Source organism: Roseovarius tibetensis (assembly GCF_050896375.1).
Taxonomy (GTDB): domain Bacteria; phylum Pseudomonadota; class Alphaproteobacteria; order Rhodobacterales; family Rhodobacteraceae; genus Roseovarius; species Roseovarius tibetensis.
In genome coordinates this window covers 38,960-57,700 of record NZ_JBPBBB010000003.1, presented here as the reverse complement: position 1 = coordinate 57,700, position 18,741 = coordinate 38,960, and the positions used below count along the sequence as shown (strand labels likewise).

The following is an 18,741-nucleotide window of genomic DNA, read 5'->3' as shown; positions in this document are numbered from 1 at the left end:
ACCCGGCGGAGCCTTATTCATGTGGCTTTTGTCGCCGACAGATGCGCGGCGCATGGGGTGGGTCCGTCGCCGCGGCGCGTGTCCGGACCTGGCGTCTCGGGGATTGCCGTGTCGGTTGCCGATCTGATCGGCAATCTCACATCGGAGCGCCGGGGATGGCCCGCCCGAACACGAAAAGACGCCGCGGAATACCGCGACGTCCTACGTCTTTACTGCAAGCTTCGCCGCATCCGGGATGCGACGCGGGATCCTCAGCCTTGGCGGGCCTTGAACTTGCGGTGGGTCTTGTTGATGACGTAGACGCGGCCTTTGCGGCGCACGACACGGCAATCGCGATGCCGGTTCTTGAGCGAACGCAGCGAATTACGAACCTTCATGGTCGTCTCCTGTCAGTGCGGCGCGGGCCAGCGCCTCGGGTTGCGGGTGTCCGGCGGCTGGCGCAGGACAGTGAATTCATGGTGGGCGATACTAGGTTCGAACTAGTGACCCCTTCGATGTCAACGAAGTGCTCTACCGCTGAGCTAATCGCCCCTGAATACCATGTACAAGCTGCGCCGCCGCCGTGTGGCGGTCACGTCTCGCGTAGGTTCGGAGCGTATAAAAGGAGTCGAACGGGGGATCAAGGGCTTTTAGGCGACTGATTAAGGTCTATGATATGGAAAAGTGATGGAGCGCGCGTGCCGATGGATGCCTACCACCTGACGATGCCCGACCGGCGCACCACATCGGTGGTTTTCGCCTCGCCGCATAGCGGGCGGGCGTATTCCGGGGCTTTCCTGCGGCGCATCGCGCTTGACAAACATTCGGTGCGATCCTCGGAGGATGCGTTTGTCGACCAGCTTTTCGACCACGCCCCGCAGGCGGGCGCCCCCTTCATCAAGGCCGGCGCGCCTCGGGCCTATGTCGATCTCAACCGCAGCGCGGACGAGCTTGATCCCGCGCTGATCGACGGGGTGCCGCGTCAAGGCCATAACCCGCGCATAGCCTCTGGGCTGGGGGTCATTCCGCGTGTCGTGGCCAACGGGCGGGCGATCTATTCCGGCAAGCTGAGCCTGATCGAGGCGCGCAACCGGATAGAGACGTACTGGCGCCCCTACCATGCCGCGCTGAAGGCCCAGCTTGATGCGGCCCACCTGATGTTCGGCGAGGCCATTCTCGTCGATTGTCACTCGATGCCGCATGAGGCAATGGATTCGGTGGCCCGGCGCGGGATATCCAGGCCCGAGATCGTGCTGGGGGACCGGTTCGGCGCCGCGGCCGATGGCGCGGTGGTGGACCGGATCGAGGCCGCCTTCACGCGGGCCGGGCTGGTCGTCACGCGCAACAGCCCGTTCGCCGGGGCCTACATAACGCAGACATATGGGCGCCCCGCACGCGGACGGCATGCCGTCCAGGTCGAGATCGACCGCGCGCTTTACATGGACGAGCGTCGGGTTCTGCCGTCGCGCAATTTCGACGCCTTCCGCACCCTGCTACTTGGCGTCGTGCGCGAGATCGCCGAAATCGGACGATCGAACACGGTGCCGCTGGCGGCGGAATGATCCGTCACCGCAAGGCGCGGCCTTTCACGATCGCGTCGGTGCCGAACCTGGACCGGATGCGGTCTGTCGCGCGCTCGGCGTCGGCGCGCCGCGCCGCCTGCGGGTCGAGCAGGTCACCGGACCGGTCCGCGCCGTCCTCGGGCACCAGACCGGACATTCCCACGCCGATCAGGCGGTACGCGGCCCCGTGGGGCACCTCGTCCATCAGGGCGCGGGCCGCGCGATAAAGCGTATCGGCCATCTGAGTCGCATCGCGCAGGCTGGTCCGCCGCGTCAGAAGCGTGTGATCGGCGCGCTTGAGCTTGAGCGTGACAACCCGCCCCGCGAGCGCCTTGGCCTTGGCCCGGTCCGCGACCTTTTCCGACAGCCGCCACAAATGCCCGTCGAGCAGATCCGGGTCGGCGGTGTCTTCGGAGAACGTCGTCTCGTTCGAGATCGACTTGACCGGCGCATCGGCCGAGACCCGCCTGCGATCCTGCCCGCGCGCGAGGTGCCAGAGGCGATCCCCCATGGTGCCGAACCGCGCCAGCAGGTCGCGTCGCTCCCATCTCAGAAGATCGGCGAACGTGTGGATGCCGGCCCGGTTCAGCGCGCGCAGGGTGGACTGGCCGACGCCCCAGATCAGGCCGACGGGCTTGTTCCGCAGAAAGGCGGCCGTGTCACATGCGCCGATCACCGAGAACCCGTGCGGCTTGTCGAGATCCGAGGCGATCTTGGCGAGGAACTTGTTGTGGCTCAGCCCGATGGATCCGGTCACCCCCAATTCGTCGCGCATCCGCCGCACCAGCCGTGCCAGCATCACCGACGGCGGCGCGCCGTGCAGCCGTGCCGTTCCGGTCAGGTCGAGAAACGCCTCGTCGAGCGACAAGGGTTCCACCGCCGGGGTCAGGTCTAGCATCATGGCGCGGATGGCGCGGGACACCTCCGCATAGACCGCCATGCGCGGGCGGATCACCACCGCCCCGGGGCAGAGCCGCAGCGCCTGGAACATCGGCATGGCAGAGCGCACACCGTGGATGCGCGCGATGTAGCACGCGGTCGAGACGACGCCGCGCTGTCCGCCACCGATGATCACCGGCTTGTCGATCAGGTCCGGGTTGTCACGCTTTTCGACGCTGGCATAGAAGGCGTCGCAATCCATGTGCGCAATCGACAGATCCCACAGTTCCGGGTGCGTCACGACCCGTGGCCCGCCACAGTCGGGGCAGCGGTGCGCGGTGTCGAAGCGGCTCAGGCAGTCGCGGCAAAGACTGGTCATGATGCGCGTGTCCTAACGCTGATGGATGCCGTGTGACGGGCGGCTGATATGGCTTGTCTGCATGGGTCCGAAGGGATAATGACGATGATGCTGCGACAGCAAGGCCCCGCTCATGACCCACCGCTTTCCCGTGCGCGTGTACTACGAGGATACCGATATGGGCGGTATCGTCTACCATGCCAATTACCTCAAGTTCATCGAACGGGCCCGCAGCGCATGGGTCCGTGATCTCGGCATCGACCAGAACGCCATGCGGTCGCGTGACGGGCTGATCTTTGCCGTGCGGCGCGTCGAGGCCGATTACCTCGGCCCGGCCCGGTTCGATGACGCGCTCGAGGTCGAGACGCGCACGATCAATGTCACCGGCGCGCGCCTCGTGATGGAGCAGACGGTGTCGCGCGGGGGCGAAAAGCTGTTTAAGGCGGTGGTCACGGTGGTCTGTCTGACCGAGGCGGGCGCGCCGGCACGGCTTCCGGCGAATATCCGCCTGCGCCTTCACTGACGCGTGAGACCCTGACGCCGGGGCCGGCGGGGATGTGTTGGCGTTTCGTCCGGAAATGGGATACGTTGCGGCGCAATAAGGCGGGATAACCGGCCACCTATCAAAAGAGCAGGCAAATGGAAGCAGAAACCCTGGCATTGGCACAGGAGATGGATTTCTCCATGTGGGCGTTGTTCGCGCAGTCGACGCTCGTCGTGAAACTGGTGATCCTCGTCCTGATCGTGGCGTCCTTCTGGGCGTGGTCGATCATCATCCAGAAACTCATCGCCTTTCGCAAGGCACGCCGCGAGGCGGATCTGTTCGATCAGCGCTTCTGGTCGGGCGAGCCACTAGATGGGCTGTTCGAGGAGATTGGGCCCGATCCGGACGGTCGATCCGAACGCATCTTCGCTGCCGGGATGCAGGAATGGCGGCGCAGTCACCGCACCGATGGCGCGCTGATCGCCGGGGCCACCGCGCGGATCGACCGCAGCATGGATGTGGCCATCGCCCGCGAATCGGAAAGCCTGCAAAGCGGTCTGCAGGTATTGGCGACGGTCGGATCGACATCGCCCTTCATCGGCCTGTTCGGCACGGTCTGGGGGATCATGTACGCGTTCATCAACATCGCCGAGCAGCAGAACACCAATCTTGCCGTCGTGGCGCCCGGCATCGCCGAGGCGCTTCTGGCCACGGGGCTCGGGCTTCTCGCCGCGATCCCGGCGGTGATCTTTTATAACAAGCTGAGCGCGGACAGCGACCGGATCGTCGCCGGCTACGAGGCGTTCGCTGACGAGTTCTCGACCATCCTCAGCCGCCAGTTGGACAGCTAGGCCATGGGCGCGGGTGTCGTTCGGAAATCAGGCGGCAGACGGCGGCGCGGGCGCAGCCGCGCACAGCCGATGTCCGAAATCAACGTCACGCCGTTCGTGGACGTGATGCTGGTGCTTCTGATCATCTTCATGGTCGCGGCGCCGCTGATGGTCGTCGGCGTGCCCGTCGAGTTGCCACGGACCGCCGCAAATTCCCTGCCGGGCCAGGAAGAAGAGCCGCTGACCGTGACGATCACCTCCGATGGTGCGGTGATGATCCAGACCACCGAGGTGCCGCGCGCCGATCTCGTCGCGCGCCTGCAGGCAATCGCGACCGAGCGCGACAGCACGCGCGTGTTCCTGCGCGCCGACGGGGCGGTGCCCTATTCGACGGTGGTGCAGGTGATGGGCGCGCTCGATCGTGGCGGGTTCGGCAATATCGGGCTGGTGACGGATGCGGGCGGCCCGACGCTGGACGGGCAGGGCGACTAGGGGCAGGGCGCGTGAATACCGGTCAGATCATATCGGGGACGGGTCATCTGGCCCTGATCGGCTGGGCCCTGATCGGGGGCAGTTTCCAGTCGGCGCCGCCACCGGTCGAGGTGATGCAGGCAACGACCGTATCCGAGGCGGAATACGCGGCGATCATGGATCGCGCCTCGTCGCCCGACGCCGTGGCGAACGTTGATACGCCCGATCCGCCGGCGCCGGGAACGGCGGCCCCGGCCCCGAACGCGCCGGCCGACGCGGCGCCCCGTGCGGACGCGCCCGGTGGCAGCGATGCGTCGCAGCCCGACACCGCCCCGGATGTCAGCGGACTGAGCCCCCCCGCGCCGGACGGGATAGAGGATGCGCCGCCCGTCATGCAGGTACCGCAGGACGACATGGCCGTCATGGTGCCCGAGGTGTCGCCCCGTCCGCAGCCGCGTCCCGCGCCGCGCGTGGCGCCCGAGCCCGCGGCGCAGCCCGATCCGGACGTGCAGGTTGACGATGTGACCCAGCCCGAGGTCGCACCCGAGGCGGGCGCCGACATGCCCGAGGAGCCGTCCGAGGCCACAGCCCCGGAAGAGGCCGCGCCCGAGATCGTGACCGAGGCCGAAGAACCCGCGCAAGATGCACCATCGGCATCGCTGCGCCCGCGTTCGCGCCCCGAGCGTGCCGATCCGCCAGAGGATGCGCCAACGGCGACGGCCGAGGCCGAGACGCCGCCCGAATCGCAGCCTGCCCCCGATCCCCCATCGCCCGACCGCGATGCCATCGAAGAGACGCTTGCCGGGATCCTTGGCGAGGCGCAGCAAAGCCCCGACACGCCGGGCACGCCAAGCGGCCCGCCGTTGACCGGCGGCGAGCGGGACGCGCTGCGCATCGCCGTGCAGCGCTGCTGGAACGTTGGCAGCCTGAGTTCCGAGGCCCTGCGCACCAGCGTCGTGGTCGCGGTGAGCATGACCGAAAACGGTCGACCCCGAACAGATTCCATTCGTCTGGTCGGCTCCACGGGCGGCGGCGACGCGGCGGCCAAACAGGCCTTCGAGGCGGCACGCCGGGCGATCATCCGCTGCGGCACGGACGGGTTCGACCTGCCGACCGAGAAATACGACCAGTGGCGCGAGATCGAAATGACGTTCAATCCTGAAAGCATGAGGATAAAATGATGCGGTACATGATCAGCCTTCTCGCGGCGCTGGCGCTATGGGTGATGCCCGCGCTGGCCCAGAACAGCGGCCCGCTGCGGATCGAGATCACCGAAGGCGTGATCGAGCCGATGCCCTTTGCCGCGCCCGATTTCGTGGCCGATACCGCCGAGGCGCGAGACATGGCGCGCGAGCTGTCGCGCGTGATCGCCGCCGATCTCAGTGGTACGGGATTGTTTCGGGAAATTCCGCAGGATGCCCATATCAGCCGCATCACCAGTTTCCAGAGCCCCGTGCAATACGCCGACTGGCGCGCGGTCAATGCACAGGCCCTGATCACCGGGGCGGTGCGTCTCGAAGGGGCGGGGCGGCTGGTGGTACAATTCCGCATTCACGATGTCTTCGCCGGGCAGGAGCTTGGCAACGGTCTGCAATTCGTGGGCACCCGCGAGGGCTGGCGCCGGATCGCGCACAAGGTGGCCGACGAGGTCTATTCACGCATCACCGGCGAGGGCGGGTATTTCGACAGCCGTGTCGTCTATGTCTCGGAAACCGGCCCCAAGGATCAGCGCGCCAAGCGGCTAGCGATCATGGATTACGACGGCGCCAACGTCCAGTATCTGACCGACAGTTCCAGCATCGTGCTTGCCCCGCGATTCTCGCCCACCGGCGACCGGGTGCTCTATACCAGCTACGAGACCGGCTTTCCCCGGATCTATATGCTCGACGTGGCAACCGTGGGGCGCCGCGTGCTGCCGACACTGGACGGCACGATGAGCTTTGCGCCGCGCTTCGCACCCGATGGGCGCACCGTGGTCTATTCCCTGACCCAGGGCGGCAATACCGATCTCTACCGGATGAACACCAGCACCGGCGACAGCACCCGGCTGACCTCGGCGCCGTCGATCGAGACCGCGCCCAGCTATAGCCCGGACGGTCAGCGGATCGTGTTCGAAAGCGACCGCTCGGGCACGCCGCAACTGTATGTCATGCCGGCCGGCGGCGGCGAGGCGACCCGCATCAGTTTCGGGCAGGGCCGTTACGGCACGCCCGTCTGGTCCCCGCGCGGTGATCTCATCGCCTTTACCAAGCAGTCGGGGGGGCGGTTTCACATCGGCGTGATGCGCAACGATGGCAGCGAAGAGCGTCTGCTGACCGCCTCGTTCCTCGACGAAGGCCCGACATGGGCCCCGAATGGCAGGGTGATCATGTTCACTCGCGAAAGCCGGGGCGCGCAGGGCGAGGCGCGGCTCTACTCCGTGGACATATCGGGGCGCAACCTCAAGCAGGTGGACACCCGCGGCGGCGCGAGCGATCCGTCCTGGGGGCCTTTGCAGAACTGACGCAGCACCGCACGGCGCGCGTTCCCTCGGGGCGCGGGCTGTGCTAGACACGGACCGAACACATGAAAACAGACGGGGCGACCATGAGCTTTACGAGCAAGACACTGATCCTGTGCGCCGGTCTGGCGCTGGCAGCCTGCACAAATCCCGACCGGTTCGAGGACCAGGCCGGCGTTGGCGCGGGCCGTGACGGCGGCGCAGCCGGCCTTTCGGGCGCAGCGCAGGACCCGTCATCGCAGGCATATTTTCAGCAGGCCATCGGTGACCGCGTCCTCTTTGCCGTCGATCAGTCGAACCTGAGCCCCGAGGCCGAGGCCACCCTGAATGGCCAGGCCGAGTGGCTGATGTCGAACCGCGACTACAGCGCCGTCATCGAAGGCCATGCCGACGAGCAGGGCACACGCGACTACAACCTCGCGCTCGGGGCGCGGCGGGCGAACGCGGTGCACGAATATCTCGTCAGCCGCGGCGTCGCGTCCAACCGCCTGCGGGTCGTGAGTTACGGCAAGGAACGCCCGATCGAGATCTGCAGCCAAGAAAGCTGTTATGCCAAGAACCGCCGCGCGGTGACGGTGCTGACCGCACGTCCCAGCAGCTGACCGCCCCCCGGAGGAGATCCATGCGCCACCTCGCCGCAGCATTCGTCGCCGCGCTCGTCATGGCCCCGGTCGGGGCGGCGGGTCAGACCACGCAGACGCTGGCCGATATCCGCCAAGAGCTGACGGTGCTGTCCGTCGAATTGAAGAGACTGCAGCGGGAATTGAGTACCACCGGGGGCGTGAGCCAGCCCTCTGGCGGTGGATCGATCATCGACCGGGTCAACGCGATCGAAAGCGAGCTTCAGCGCCTGACCGGCAAGACCGAAGAGCTGGAATTCCGCATTGATCGCGTGGTCGCGGATGGCACCAACCGTCTTGGCGACCTTGAGTTCCGGCTTTGCGAACTGGAACCCGAGTGCGACATTTCCGATTTCGAACCCGGCAGTACGCTTGGCGGGGTAGCCCCGCCCCGGAGCGATGCAGGGGCGATTCCTGTGCCCGGCCCTGCGGATGAGGGCCCCTCGCAGACCGGCTCGGACGAAGAGCCGCAGCTTGCCGTCGGGGAACGTGACGATTTCGACCGCGCCGTAGCCTCTTTCGAGGCGGGCGATTTCGACCGCGCGGCAGAGCAGTTTTCGGCCTTTCGGCAGTCGTATCCGGGCGGTCCTCTGAGCGGGCGCGCGGGTCTTTTGCGGGGCGAGGCGCTGGACGCCGCGGGGCGCAAGAGCGACGCGGCGCGCGCCTATCTAGAGACGTTCAGCGCCGCGCCCGCGTCCGACGAGGCCCCCGAGGCGCTGTTCCGCCTTGGCCGGGCGCTCGGGCAGCTGGGGCAGGTCGAGGATGCGTGCGTGACGCTCGGGCAGGTGGCCGAGCGGTACCCGGGGGCCGATGCCGTATCGGCAGCGCAGTCCGAGATGGCGCGGCTTGGCTGTTCGTGACGGCCACGGCAGCCACGTTGCTTGACACCATAAAGCGCCATTTCGCGCCCGAACCGCCTGACAGGCTGGGGGTTGCCGTGTCGGGCGGCGGTGACTCGCTTGCCCTGTTGCATCTGCTGCACGCGTGGCGGAACGCTGGCGGGCCCGCGTTGCTGGCCGCCACCGTCGATCACGGATTGCGCCGCGAGGCGGGCGACGAGGCGGACGGCGTGGCGCGGATCTGCGCCGGGCTGGAGATCGCGCATGACACGCTCGACTGGTCGGGCTGGGACGGGACCGGCAACCTGCCCGACCGGGCGCGGCGCGCACGCTACGCACTGCTGGCCGACTGGGCGCAGGCGCACGGTATCGGCGATATCGCGGTTGGCCATACCGAGGACGATCTTGCCGAAACGTTCGTCATGCGGCTGGCGCGCGGTGCGGGCGTCGATGGCCTGTCGGCGATGCAAGACAGGTGGCATCAGGGCCCCGTGACATTTCATCGCCCCTTGCTGGACGCGCCCCGCGCCGCGTTGCGGGATCTGTTGCGCGCCCGCGGTGTGGACTGGGTCGACGATCCGACCAATGCCGACATGAGGTACGAGCGCGCGCGGGTGCGCGACGGGCTGGGGGCGCTTGCGGCAACCGGGCTGGATGCGCCCGCGCTCGCAAGGACCGCGCGACGACTGGCCGACGCGCGCAGCGCGCTGGATCAGGTCGCGCGCACTGCGGCCCGCGATATCGTGACGACCAAGGCCGGCGACATCCTGATCGCGCGCGGGCGGCTGAACGAATTGCCCGACGAGGTGGCGCGACGGATTCTGCAGGCATCGTTGCGCTGGATCGCGGGGGCCGGGTACACCCCGCGCGGCGCGGCCATGACGCGATTTCTGACCGCTGCGCGCGCGGGTACGGCAATGACGTTGCAGGGCTGTCTGCTGCATGCCGGCGCGGACACTGTGCGCATCGGACGCGAATATGCGGCCGTCGCGGATCTGCGCGTTCCGGCGGGTGACGTTTGGGACGGCCGCTGGCGGATCACCGGCCCCGCCATGGATGCGGCGCAGACCGGCGCGCTCGGCCCGGCGGGGCTGCGGGACTGTCCGGCCTGGCGCGAAAGCGGTCTGGCGCGGGCTTCCGCGTTGGCCAGCCCCGCGCTGTGGCAAGGCGGACATCTGGTGGCCGCGCCGCTGGTCGGATGGGACAACGGCCACCGCCTGTGCCTGATCCGCGACGAGCGGTTCTTCTTCGACGCGTCATAATTACGTTGAAGATTGGCCCGTGATGGCTATGTTTAGTTTCAAGTCCGGCGCTGACCGCCGGGGCAAAGATTTTGGGAGAAAACTCTTGGGCAACGCAAGAAACATCGCCTTCTGGCTGGTCCTGTTCCTGTTGATCCTCGCGCTGTTCAATCTGTTCAGTGGGTCGGGCAACACGCTGCAAAGCCGCTCGGTGCCGTATTCCGAGTTCGTGGCAGCGGTCGATGACGGGTCCGTCAGCCGTGTCACGCTCGACGGGGAAACGGTCCGCTATACCGGCAGCGACGGCACGGAATACACGACGATCAAGCCGTCGGACGCACAGGTCACGCAAAAGCTGATCGACCAGGGGATCCCGGTCAACGCCGAAAGCCAGGAACAATCCGGGTTCCAGACCTTCCTGGTGTCTCTCTTGCCGTTCCTGCTGCTGATCGGGGTGTGGATCTACTTCATGAACCGGATGCAGGGCGGTGGCAAAGGTGGCGCCATGGGCTTTGGCAAGTCAAAGGCCAAGATGCTGACCGAAAAGCAGGGCCGCGTCACCTTCGACGAGGTCGCCGGCATCGACGAGGCCAAGGAAGAACTTGAGGAAATTGTCGAGTTTCTGCGCAACCCGCAGAAGTTCAGCCGCCTCGGCGGGCAGATCCCCAAGGGCGCTTTGCTGGTTGGCCCGCCGGGCACGGGTAAGACGTTGCTGGCACGCGCCATCGCGGGCGAGGCCGGCGTGCCGTTCTTCACGATCTCGGGTTCGGATTTCGTCGAGATGTTCGTCGGCGTGGGCGCCAGCCGTGTGCGCGACATGTTCGAACAGGCCAAGAAGAACGCGCCTTGCATCGTCTTCATCGACGAGATCGACGCGGTCGGCCGCTCGCGCGGGGCGGGATACGGCGGCGGCAATGACGAGCGTGAACAGACGCTCAACCAGCTGCTGGTCGAGATGGACGGTTTCGAGTCGAACGAGGGTGTGATCATCGTTGCCGCCACGAACCGCAAGGACGTGCTCGATCCGGCGCTGCTGCGGCCCGGTCGTTTCGACCGCCAGATTACCGTGCCCAATCCCGACATCAAGGGGCGCGAGAAGATCCTCGGCGTGCATGCCCGCAAGACACCGCTTGGACCCGACGTGGACCTGCGCCTGATCGCGCGCGGGACCCCCGGTTTCTCTGGTGCGGATCTGGCAAACCTCGTCAACGAGGCGGCGCTGATGGCTGCACGTGTCGGGCGCCGGTTCCTGACGCTGATGGATTTCGAGAACGCCAAGGACAAGGTCATGATGGGCTCCGAGCGGCGCAGCATGGTCCTGACCGACGAGCAGAAGGAGAAGACAGCCTTCCATGAGGCCGGACACGCGATCGTCGGACTGAATCTGCCGAAATGCGATCCTGTCTACAAGGCGACGATCATCCCGCGCGGTGGCGCGCTTGGCATGGTGGTCAGCCTGCCCGAGATCGACAGGCTCAACTGGCACCGGGCCGAGTGTGAACAGAAGCTGACCATGACAATGGCCGGCAAGGCCGCGGAGATCCTCAAATATGGCGAGGATAACGTGTCCAACGGACCGGCGGGCGATATCCAGCAGGCCAGCGGGTTGGCGCGCGCCATGGTGATGCGGTGGGGCATGTCGGACAAGGTCGGCAACGTCGATTACGAGCAGGCGCATGAAGGCTACATGGGCAACGGTGCCGGCGGGTTCTCGATCTCGGCCCATACCAAGGAGTTGATCGAGGACGAGGTCAAGCGCATGATCGACGAGGCGTTCCAGAACGCCAAGAAGATCCTGACCGACAAGCACGATGAATGGCAGCGTCTGGCCGAGGGTCTTTTGGAATACGAGACGCTGACCGGCGAGGAAATCAGCCGCGTGATCCGTGGCGAACCTCCGGAAGCCGATGATGACAGCGGCGGTGCCGGAGAGGCCACCAAACCGTCCGTCACGGCGATCCCGAAGACCAAGCCCCGGCCGTCTTCCGGATCGGGTGGCGGCGGGCTGGAGCCCGAGCCCTCGACGTGAGCGCGACACTGACGAAAGCGGACTGGAATCCCGGAGCCTATGCCAGGTTCCGGGATCTGCGTTTGCGTCCCGCCCTCGACCTGCTTAATGCGGTCGGTCAAATGGGCGCCGGAGAGGTCGTGGATCTCGGATGCGGTGTTGGAACCATGGCAGACGCGCTGCGACTGCGTGGCGCGGGACGCGATTTGTGCGGGGTCGATGCGAGCCCTGCCATGCTTGAAAAAGCGCGGGAGAGGGGTGTCTACGATACGCTGCAAGACGCCGATATCGCTAACTGGCACCCGCAGCGGGCGCCGGGCCTGATCTATTCCAACGCTGCGCTTCACTGGGTCGGCGATCACGAGACGATCATGCCGCGGCTCGCCGCGATGCTGAGCCGGGGGGGCACGCTGGCGGTCCAGATGCCACATCAGAACAAGGCCCCGTCGCACCGTGTGTGGTTGACACTGGCCGAAGAGCTGTATCCCGGACGCACGGACCGGATGGGGACACCCGGGGTGATGGCGCCGGTCAAGTACGAAGAGCTGCTGTCCCCGCTTGGGCAGTTCCGCCTGTGGGAGACGGATTACTACCAGCGCCTCACGGCCGAGCCGGGAAGCCACCCGGTGCGCCGCTACACCGAATGCACCTATGCGCGCCCGGTTCTTGCCATGCTCGACGCGGACGAGAAGGCCGATATCATTCGCAGATACGAAGAGGTCATGCACACCGCCTACCCGGTGCGCGCCGATGGGACCGTTCTGTTCCCGTTCCGGCGGATGTTCTTCACCCTGACGGTCTGAGCGTGTCCGGCCGCGACCCTGCGGGGCGAGTATTTCTGGAAAGATGAAGCGGGAGAGCGCAGATCATGCAGGCACTGATGCCCACAGGATATGAGGGGCAGATCACCTGGATCGGACGTGTCCCGGACCGGGACCGGACCCTCGCAGCGGAGCCTTTGCAGAAGGTCGAGGTCACCTATGCCGGGATCGCGGGCGAGGCGCATGGCGGGCTGACGCGCCCCTCTTGCAGTCGGGTCGTGGCGCAATATCCAAAAGGTACGGATATCCGCAATGTGCGGCAGCTATCGATCATGTCGGCTGAGGATCTCGGTGCGATCGCGGCCAACATGGGGCTGGACCGGATCGACCCGGCCTGGGTCGGGGCGTCGCTTGTCGTGGAGGGCATCCCCGATTTCACGCATCTGCCCCCCTCGGCGCGGTTGCAGGGGCCCGACGGTGTCGCCCTCGTCGTGGACATGGAGAACCGGCCCTGCCACCTGCCGGCCAAGGTGATAGACGATCATGCCGCCGGGTTCGGCGGGCGCTTCAAACGGGCCGCGCGAGGACGGCGCGGCGTGACCGCATGGGTCGAACGCGAGGGTGTGTTGCGCATCGGCGACATGATGCGTCTACATATCCCCGATCAGCCGGTCTGGAGCGAATTGCATCGGGTGCGCGGCGAGATGCTTTGACCTGGGCCGGGTCGTTTCCGATCAGAAACCGGCCCGTGTCATGCCGCCGCATGTGTGGCGGGATATGTCGGATTTGCCGTCTGCACCGGGTCGCAAACCCGATATACGCGGGACAGACCCAACCCTGCCCTGTCGAAAAGAAGGACTGATCATGAGTTTCAAATCCGATATCGAGATTGCGCGCGGGGCCAACAAGAGGCCCATTCAGGAGATCGGCGAAAAGCTGGGCATTTCCAGCGACCACCTCCTGCCTTACGGCCATGACAAGGCTAAGGTCAGCCAGGATTTCATAAGTTCGGTGCAGGGCAACAAGGCCGGCAAACTGGTGCTGGTGACCGCGATCAACCCGACGCCGGCCGGCGAGGGCAAGACGACGACCACGGTCGGGCTGGGTGACGGTCTGAACCGGATCGGCAAGCGGGCGACGGTCTGCATCCGCGAGGCCAGCCTCGGCCCGAATTTCGGCATGAAGGGGGGGGCCGCAGGCGGCGGTCATGCGCAGATCGTGCCGATGGAGGACATGAACCTTCACTTCACCGGCGACTTTCACGCGATCACAAGTGCGCACAGCCTGTTGTCGGCGATGATCGACAATCATGTCTACTGGGGCAATGACCTGGACATCGACGTGCGCCGGGTGCAGTGGCGTCGCGTCGTGGACATGAACGATCGGGCGCTGCGCCAGATCAATCTGAGCCTTGGCGGCGTGGCCAACGGCTTTCCGCGCGAGGGCGGGTTCGACATCACCGTCGCCTCCGAGGTGATGGCAATCCTGTGTCTTGCGACCGATCTCAAGGATCTGGAACGGCGCCTCGGGGCGATGATCGTGGCCTACCGCCGCGACAAGACGCCGGTATTCTGCCGCGACATCAAGGCCGAAGGTGCGATGACCGTCCTGCTGAAGGATGCGATGCAGCCCAACCTCGTGCAGACGCTGGAGAACAACCCGGCCTTCGTGCATGGCGGGCCTTTTGCGAACATCGCGCATGGCTGCAACTCGGTGATCGCGACCTCGACCGCGCTCAAGATCAGCGATTATGTCGTGACCGAGGCCGGCTTTGGGGCCGATCTCGGGGCCGAGAAGTTCATGAACATCAAGTGCCGCAAGGCCGGGCTGGCCCCTGATTGCGTGGTGCTGGTGGCGACGGTGCGCGCGATGAAGATGAATGGTGGCGTCGCCAAGGCCGATCTGGGCACCGAGAACGTGGCGGCCGTGCAGGAGGGCTGCGCCAACTTGGGGCGCCACATTGCCAACCTGAAATCCTTTGGAGTGCCGGTGGTGGTGGCGATCAATCACTTCGTCCATGACACCGAGGCCGAGATAGACGCGGTCAAGGCCTATGTCGAGACGCAGGGCAGCGAGGCGATCCTCAGCCGTCATTGGGAACTGGGCAGCGAAGGCTCCGAGGCCCTGGCGAAGAAGGTCGTCGAGATCGCCGAGAGCGGCGTCAGCCGGTTTGCGCCGCTCTACGCCGATGACCTTCCCTTGATGGACAAGATCGAGTGCATCGCCAAGTCGATCTATCACGCGGACGGCGTCGTCGCCGATCAGAAGATCCGCAACCAGTTGAAGGACTGGGAGGAACAGGGCTATGGCAACCTGCCGGTCTGCATGGCGAAAACCCAGTACAGCTTTACCACCGACGCCAGCGTCCGGGGGGCGCCGACGGGGCATTCGGTGCCGATCCGCGAGGTGCGGATTTCCGCTGGAGCGGGATTCATCGTGGTCGTCTGCGGCGAGATCATGACGATGCCGGGCCTGCCATCGAAACCGGCGGCCGAGACCATCCGTCTCAACGATGGCGGGCAAATCGAAGGATTGTTCTGAAACGGCAGCAATGCAGCTTCGGTGGCTTTTCCGATGCGCGATTGTCCCGACCGGGCCGGTTGAAGAGCGTCGGTTTTTCGTCGAGAACGCGGAAGCGTCTTCGGCCGCTGCCGGAGCCAGTCGGCCCATCGGGGTCAGGGTGCGCACAGCGGTGTTCAAAAAGGAAAACGCATGACAGCACAGATCATCGACGGCAAGGCGTTCGCGGCGACGATCCGCGGACAGGTTGCCACCCATGTCGACCGGCTTCGGCATGAGCACGGCATCACGCCGGGCCTTGCGGTGGTTCTGGTGGGCGAGGATCCGGCCAGTCAGGTCTATGTGCGATCGAAAAACAAGCAAACCGTCGACGTGGGGATGCAATCCTACGAGCACCGGCTGGAGCCCGACACCCCGGAAGATGATCTTCTGGCGCTGATCGAACAGCTCAATGCCGATCCTGCGGTTCACGGCATCCTCGTCCAGCTTCCCTTGCCCTCGCATCTTGATTCCGATCTTGTCATCAACGCCATAGATCCGACCAAGGACGTGGACGGGTTCCATGTCTCGAATGTCGGATTGCTGGGCACGGGGCAGAAAAGCATGGTGCCCTGCACGCCGCTTGGCTGCCTGATGATGCTGCGCGACACGCTGGGATCCCTCAGCGGCCTCGACGCGGTCGTGCTGGGCCGTTCGAACATCGTCGGCAAGCCGATGGCGCAGCTCTTGCTGGGCGACAGTTGCACGGTGACCATCGCCCACAGCCGCACGCGTAATCTGCCGGAGGTGATCAAGCGCGCCGACATCCTTGTGGCCGCCGTCGGGCGCCCGGAAATGGTGCCGGGGGACTGGATCAAGCCGGGGGCCACGGTGATCGACGTGGGCATCAACCGGGTGGAGCGCGACGGCAAGACCCGGCTGATCGGCGATGTGGATTTCCAGTCCGTGCAAGAGGTCGCGGGGGCAGTGACCCCGGTGCCGGGCGGTGTGGGGCCGATGACCATCGCCTGCCTTCTGGCCAACACGGTCACGGCCTGTTGCCGCGCGAACGGGTTGCCCGAACCCGAGGGGCTGACGCCCTGATCCCGCGGGATCAGGGCGCGGCGCGATCTGACACACTGCCAGAGAGGCGTGAGATGGCTGCCAAGACGTTGCTTCCGATGATCGGCGCTATGGCGCTGCTGTTGGCCGGATGCGCGCAGATGCCGCAGTCGGACGCGCGCGGCGCACCCGGTCCGGCGGATGTCCCGCCCGCGTCGTTCGACGGGCCGCAATACGTGGATCGCGACGGCTGCGTGTTCATCCGTGCCGGTGGCGCGCGCGCCGTGCGTTGGGTGCCGCGTGTCTCGCGCGAGGGCCGGCCGCTTTGCGGGGCCGAGCCGACCTTCCCCGCAGACGCCTGAGGGCGCGGCCCCCGATCAGCGCCGCTGCCCGATCCGCCGCGCCATGTCGAGCATCCGGCAGGAAAACCCCCATTCGTTGTCGTACCAGCCGAACACCCGCAGCAGGCCACCCGCCGAGACCGAGGTCTGCGGACCGCTAACGATCAGGCTTTCGGATCGTCCGCGCAGGTCGGACGAGACCAGCGGTGCCACGGTCCAGCCCAGCCAGTGATGGGTCTCTGACGCCGCGTGCAGCATGTCGTTGACGGCGGGGGCTGTCACGGTGTCACGCGTTTGCACGGTCAGATCTATGCAGGACACGCTCGCCGTGGGCACACGGATCGCGCGCGCCTCGATCCGGTTTTTCAGCGCCGGCAAAACCAGCCCTGTCTGGTGTTGCGCACTGGTGGTCGTGGGTACCATCGAAAGGGCGGCGGCGCGGCTGCGCTCGGGGGCGTCGCGGGGCTTGTCCACCGTCGGTTGGCTGCCGGTGTAGCAGTGCACTGTGGTCATCTGCCCGCTGATGATGCCGACGGCGTCGTTCAGAAGCCGCGCCAGCGGGGCAAGCGCGTTGGTGGTGCAGGACGCGTTCGAAATGATCCGCTGATCGGCGAGATCGTCGTCATTCGCGCCCATGACCAGCGTGGCATCCGCCTCGGATGACGGGCCCGACACCAGCACCTTGCGCGCGCCGGCGGCCAGACCGCGTTCGGCGATGGCCCGTGCGCCGCCCATGCCCGTGCAATCGAGCACGACATCGACCCCCGACAGGTCCAGCGTGCTGACGTCCTCGGCCGCGTGGAAGGGGATCGCGCGCCCGTCCACGACCAGCGCCCCGTCGCGGATGGACACGTCACCGTGCCATGGGCCGAACACGCTGTCATACTGGAAGAGATAGGCGCAGGTTTCCAGCGGCTCGATCTCGTTGATGCATACGAGGTCGAGCCCCTCTCCGTCGCGCATGAGAATGCGCAACAGGGTGCGGCCGATCCGGCCGAACCCGTTGATGACGATGCGGATGGGGGCCTGTGACATGGGGAATCTCCGGGGCGTGATGGGATCTGGCGCAGAGTGTGAGGCAGCCAGGGCAGATTGGCCAGAGGCCTACGCAAATGCAGGATCACACCGATCGTCATCGCAGGAGTCGACGGTCCGACCGGGATCGCGTTGCACGCGTCTTGCGAAGGATGCGCGCGCCCCCATATCCATGTCCAGAGGCGATCGGCAAACAAAGGGACCACGATGGGATATCTGCGTACGGCAGTGCTTCTGGCTGCGATGACGGCGTTGTTCATGGGAATCGGCGCGCTTTTGGGCGGGGTCGGCGGCAGCCTGATCGCGCTGGTGATCGCGGTTGCGATGAACGCCTTCACCTGGTGGAATTCCGACCGGATGGTGCTCAAGATGCACGGCGCGCAGCCTGCCTCGGGGCGGGCAGGGGGCGACCTGCAACGCATGGTGCACGATATGGCAGACAGGGCGGGCATGCCGCGCCCGAAGGTCTATGTGATCGAGAATGCACAGCCAAATGCCTTTGCCACCGGGCGCAATCCCCAAAACGCCGCCGTCGCCGCAACAAGCGGTCTGCTGCAGAACCTCAGCCGCGAAGAGGTTGCCGCCGTGATGGCGCATGAGCTGGCGCATATCCGCAACCACGACACGACGATCATGACAATCACGGCGACCTTCGCGGGTGCGATCTCGATGCTGGCCAATTTCGCGCTTTTCTTTGGCGGCAGCCGCAACAATCCGCTGGGGCTGATCGGTACGCTGGCGCTGATGATCCTTGCACCTCTCGGCGCGGCGCTGGTCCAGATGGCCATCAGCCGGGGGCGTGAATACGAAGCGGACCGGGCAGGGGCCGAGATTTGCGGAAACCCGTTGTGGCTGGCCTCGGCGCTGGAAAAGATCTCGGGACTGGCGGCGCGTATCGACAACGACACCGCAGAGCGCAATCCGGCAACGGCGCATATGTTCATCGTCAATCCGTTGCACGCCCATGCCCGCGACAAGCTTTTCTCGACGCATCCGGCGGCCGAGAACCGCATCCGCGCGCTGCGCGAGATGGCCGGTCGGCCTGTGCGGTCCGGTCCCTGGGCCTGACCGCCGTGTTCGACCCCGCACGATGGATTCAAGTGGCGGGCGTAGGGATCACCTGACGGGGCATTCGACCGTGGCGAGGCCTGTGTGCCCCGCCATGCTCGCACGCCTGGGGCCGGAAGGTCCGCGATCTCTGGGGGGCGCGTGCGGCGCGCACACCGGGTCAGCCGCGGGTGTCCACGCGCCGCGTCGACCAACGTGACCATC

19 protein-coding genes and 1 tRNA gene are annotated in these 18,741 nt (G+C 66.2%); 16 read left to right on the top strand and 4 right to left on the bottom strand.

Features of this window, described 5'->3' with window-relative positions; genetic code table 11:
* Positions 1-251 precede the first annotated feature (251 nt).
* Entirely contained in the window at positions 252-377 is a 126-nt protein-coding gene (gene ykgO / locus ACROSR_RS03245; RefSeq protein WP_092695232.1) for a type B 50S ribosomal protein L36, read from the bottom strand.
* A 79-nt stretch (positions 378-456) separates the two neighbouring features.
* Positions 457-531, bottom strand: a tRNA-Val gene (locus tag ACROSR_RS03240).
* A gap of 146 nt (positions 532-677) precedes the next feature.
* On the opposite strand from ACROSR_RS03240, the gene ACROSR_RS03235 reads away from it, so the two are divergent.
* Positions 678-1,541: an N-formylglutamate amidohydrolase gene (locus ACROSR_RS03235; RefSeq protein ID WP_432682335.1), complete on the top strand. Its 864-nt coding sequence runs from the start codon at positions 678-680 to the stop codon at positions 1,539-1,541.
* A 4-nt stretch (positions 1,542-1,545) separates the two neighbouring features.
* On the opposite strand, the gene ACROSR_RS03230 is transcribed toward ACROSR_RS03235, so the two are convergent.
* Positions 1,546-2,799, bottom strand: coding sequence for a DNA polymerase IV (locus ACROSR_RS03230; RefSeq protein ID WP_432682334.1), 1,254 nt, complete (start codon positions 2,797-2,799; stop codon positions 1,546-1,548).
* Positions 2,800-2,911: 112 nt separating this feature from the next.
* On the opposite strand from ACROSR_RS03230, the gene ybgC reads away from it, so the two are divergent.
* The 14 genes from ybgC to ACROSR_RS03160 all read left to right on the top strand — a co-directional run bounded on the left by ybgC (position 2,912) and on the right by ACROSR_RS03160 (position 16,455).
* Positions 2,912-3,301 (top strand): tol-pal system-associated acyl-CoA thioesterase, encoded by a 390-nt coding sequence (gene ybgC / locus ACROSR_RS03225; RefSeq protein ID WP_432682333.1) that lies wholly within the window; start codon positions 2,912-2,914, stop codon positions 3,299-3,301.
* Between the two features lie 116 nt (positions 3,302-3,417).
* Positions 3,418-4,113, top strand: a complete 696-nt coding sequence (gene tolQ / locus ACROSR_RS03220) for a protein TolQ (RefSeq protein ID WP_432682332.1) — start codon at positions 3,418-3,420, stop codon at positions 4,111-4,113.
* 3 nt (positions 4,114-4,116) lie between these two features.
* Positions 4,117-4,584, top strand: a complete 468-nt coding sequence (gene tolR, locus ACROSR_RS03215; RefSeq protein WP_432682331.1) for a protein TolR — start codon at positions 4,117-4,119, stop codon at positions 4,582-4,584.
* 11 nt (positions 4,585-4,595) lie between these two features.
* A complete protein-coding gene (locus tag ACROSR_RS03210; RefSeq protein WP_432682330.1) occupies positions 4,596-5,744 on the top strand; it encodes an energy transducer TonB in 1,149 nt (382 codons plus the stop codon).
* Positions 5,741-7,066: a Tol-Pal system beta propeller repeat protein TolB gene (gene tolB / locus ACROSR_RS03205; protein WP_432682329.1), complete on the top strand. Its 1,326-nt coding sequence runs from the start codon at positions 5,741-5,743 to the stop codon at positions 7,064-7,066. The genes ACROSR_RS03210 and tolB overlap by 4 nt, the downstream gene beginning before the upstream one ends.
* An 83-nt stretch (positions 7,067-7,149) precedes the next feature.
* Positions 7,150-7,665, top strand: a complete 516-nt coding sequence (gene pal / locus ACROSR_RS03200; protein WP_432682328.1) for a peptidoglycan-associated lipoprotein Pal — start codon at positions 7,150-7,152, stop codon at positions 7,663-7,665.
* Between the two features lie 20 nt (positions 7,666-7,685).
* Positions 7,686-8,543 carry a tol-pal system protein YbgF gene (gene ybgF / locus ACROSR_RS03195; protein WP_432682327.1) on the top strand — a complete coding sequence of 286 codons (858 nt, stop codon included), beginning with the start codon at positions 7,686-7,688 and terminating at the stop codon, positions 8,541-8,543.
* A 17-nt stretch (positions 8,544-8,560) separates the two neighbouring features.
* Positions 8,561-9,784: a tRNA lysidine(34) synthetase TilS gene (gene tilS / locus ACROSR_RS03190; protein ID WP_432682326.1), complete on the top strand. Its 1,224-nt coding sequence runs from the start codon at positions 8,561-8,563 to the stop codon at positions 9,782-9,784.
* Between the two features lie 85 nt (positions 9,785-9,869).
* Positions 9,870-11,792, top strand: a complete 1,923-nt coding sequence (ftsH, locus tag ACROSR_RS03185; RefSeq protein WP_432682325.1) for an ATP-dependent zinc metalloprotease FtsH — start codon at positions 9,870-9,872, stop codon at positions 11,790-11,792.
* Positions 11,793-11,854: 62 nt separating this feature from the next.
* The gene (locus tag ACROSR_RS03180) at positions 11,855-12,574 is read left to right on the top strand and encodes a methyltransferase domain-containing protein (protein WP_432682485.1); all 720 of its coding nucleotides are present in this window, start codon (positions 11,855-11,857) and stop codon (positions 12,572-12,574) included.
* Between the two features lie 65 nt (positions 12,575-12,639).
* Positions 12,640-13,245 carry an MOSC domain-containing protein gene (locus ACROSR_RS03175; RefSeq protein WP_432682324.1) on the top strand — a complete coding sequence of 202 codons (606 nt, stop codon included), beginning with the start codon at positions 12,640-12,642 and terminating at the stop codon, positions 13,243-13,245.
* Between the two features lie 151 nt (positions 13,246-13,396).
* Positions 13,397-15,073, top strand: coding sequence for a formate--tetrahydrofolate ligase (locus tag ACROSR_RS03170; RefSeq protein WP_432682323.1), 1,677 nt, complete (start codon positions 13,397-13,399; stop codon positions 15,071-15,073).
* Positions 15,074-15,244: 171 nt separating this feature from the next.
* On the top strand, positions 15,245-16,135 hold the full coding sequence (folD, locus tag ACROSR_RS03165) for a bifunctional methylenetetrahydrofolate dehydrogenase/methenyltetrahydrofolate cyclohydrolase FolD (protein ID WP_432682322.1): 891 nt from the start codon (positions 15,245-15,247) through the stop codon (positions 16,133-16,135).
* Between the two features lie 53 nt (positions 16,136-16,188).
* Positions 16,189-16,455 (top strand): hypothetical protein, encoded by a 267-nt coding sequence (locus ACROSR_RS03160; protein ID WP_432682321.1) that lies wholly within the window; start codon positions 16,189-16,191, stop codon positions 16,453-16,455.
* 15 nt (positions 16,456-16,470) lie between these two features.
* On the opposite strand, the gene ACROSR_RS03155 is transcribed toward ACROSR_RS03160, so the two are convergent.
* Entirely contained in the window at positions 16,471-17,469 is a 999-nt protein-coding gene (locus tag ACROSR_RS03155; RefSeq protein WP_432682320.1) for a type I glyceraldehyde-3-phosphate dehydrogenase, read from the bottom strand.
* A gap of 207 nt (positions 17,470-17,676) precedes the next feature.
* Here ACROSR_RS03155 and htpX point away from each other — a divergent pair, with 207 nt between their 5' ends.
* Positions 17,677-18,537, top strand: coding sequence for a zinc metalloprotease HtpX (gene htpX / locus ACROSR_RS03150; protein WP_432682319.1), 861 nt, complete (start codon positions 17,677-17,679; stop codon positions 18,535-18,537).
* The last annotated feature ends 204 nt before the right edge of the window (positions 18,538-18,741 follow it).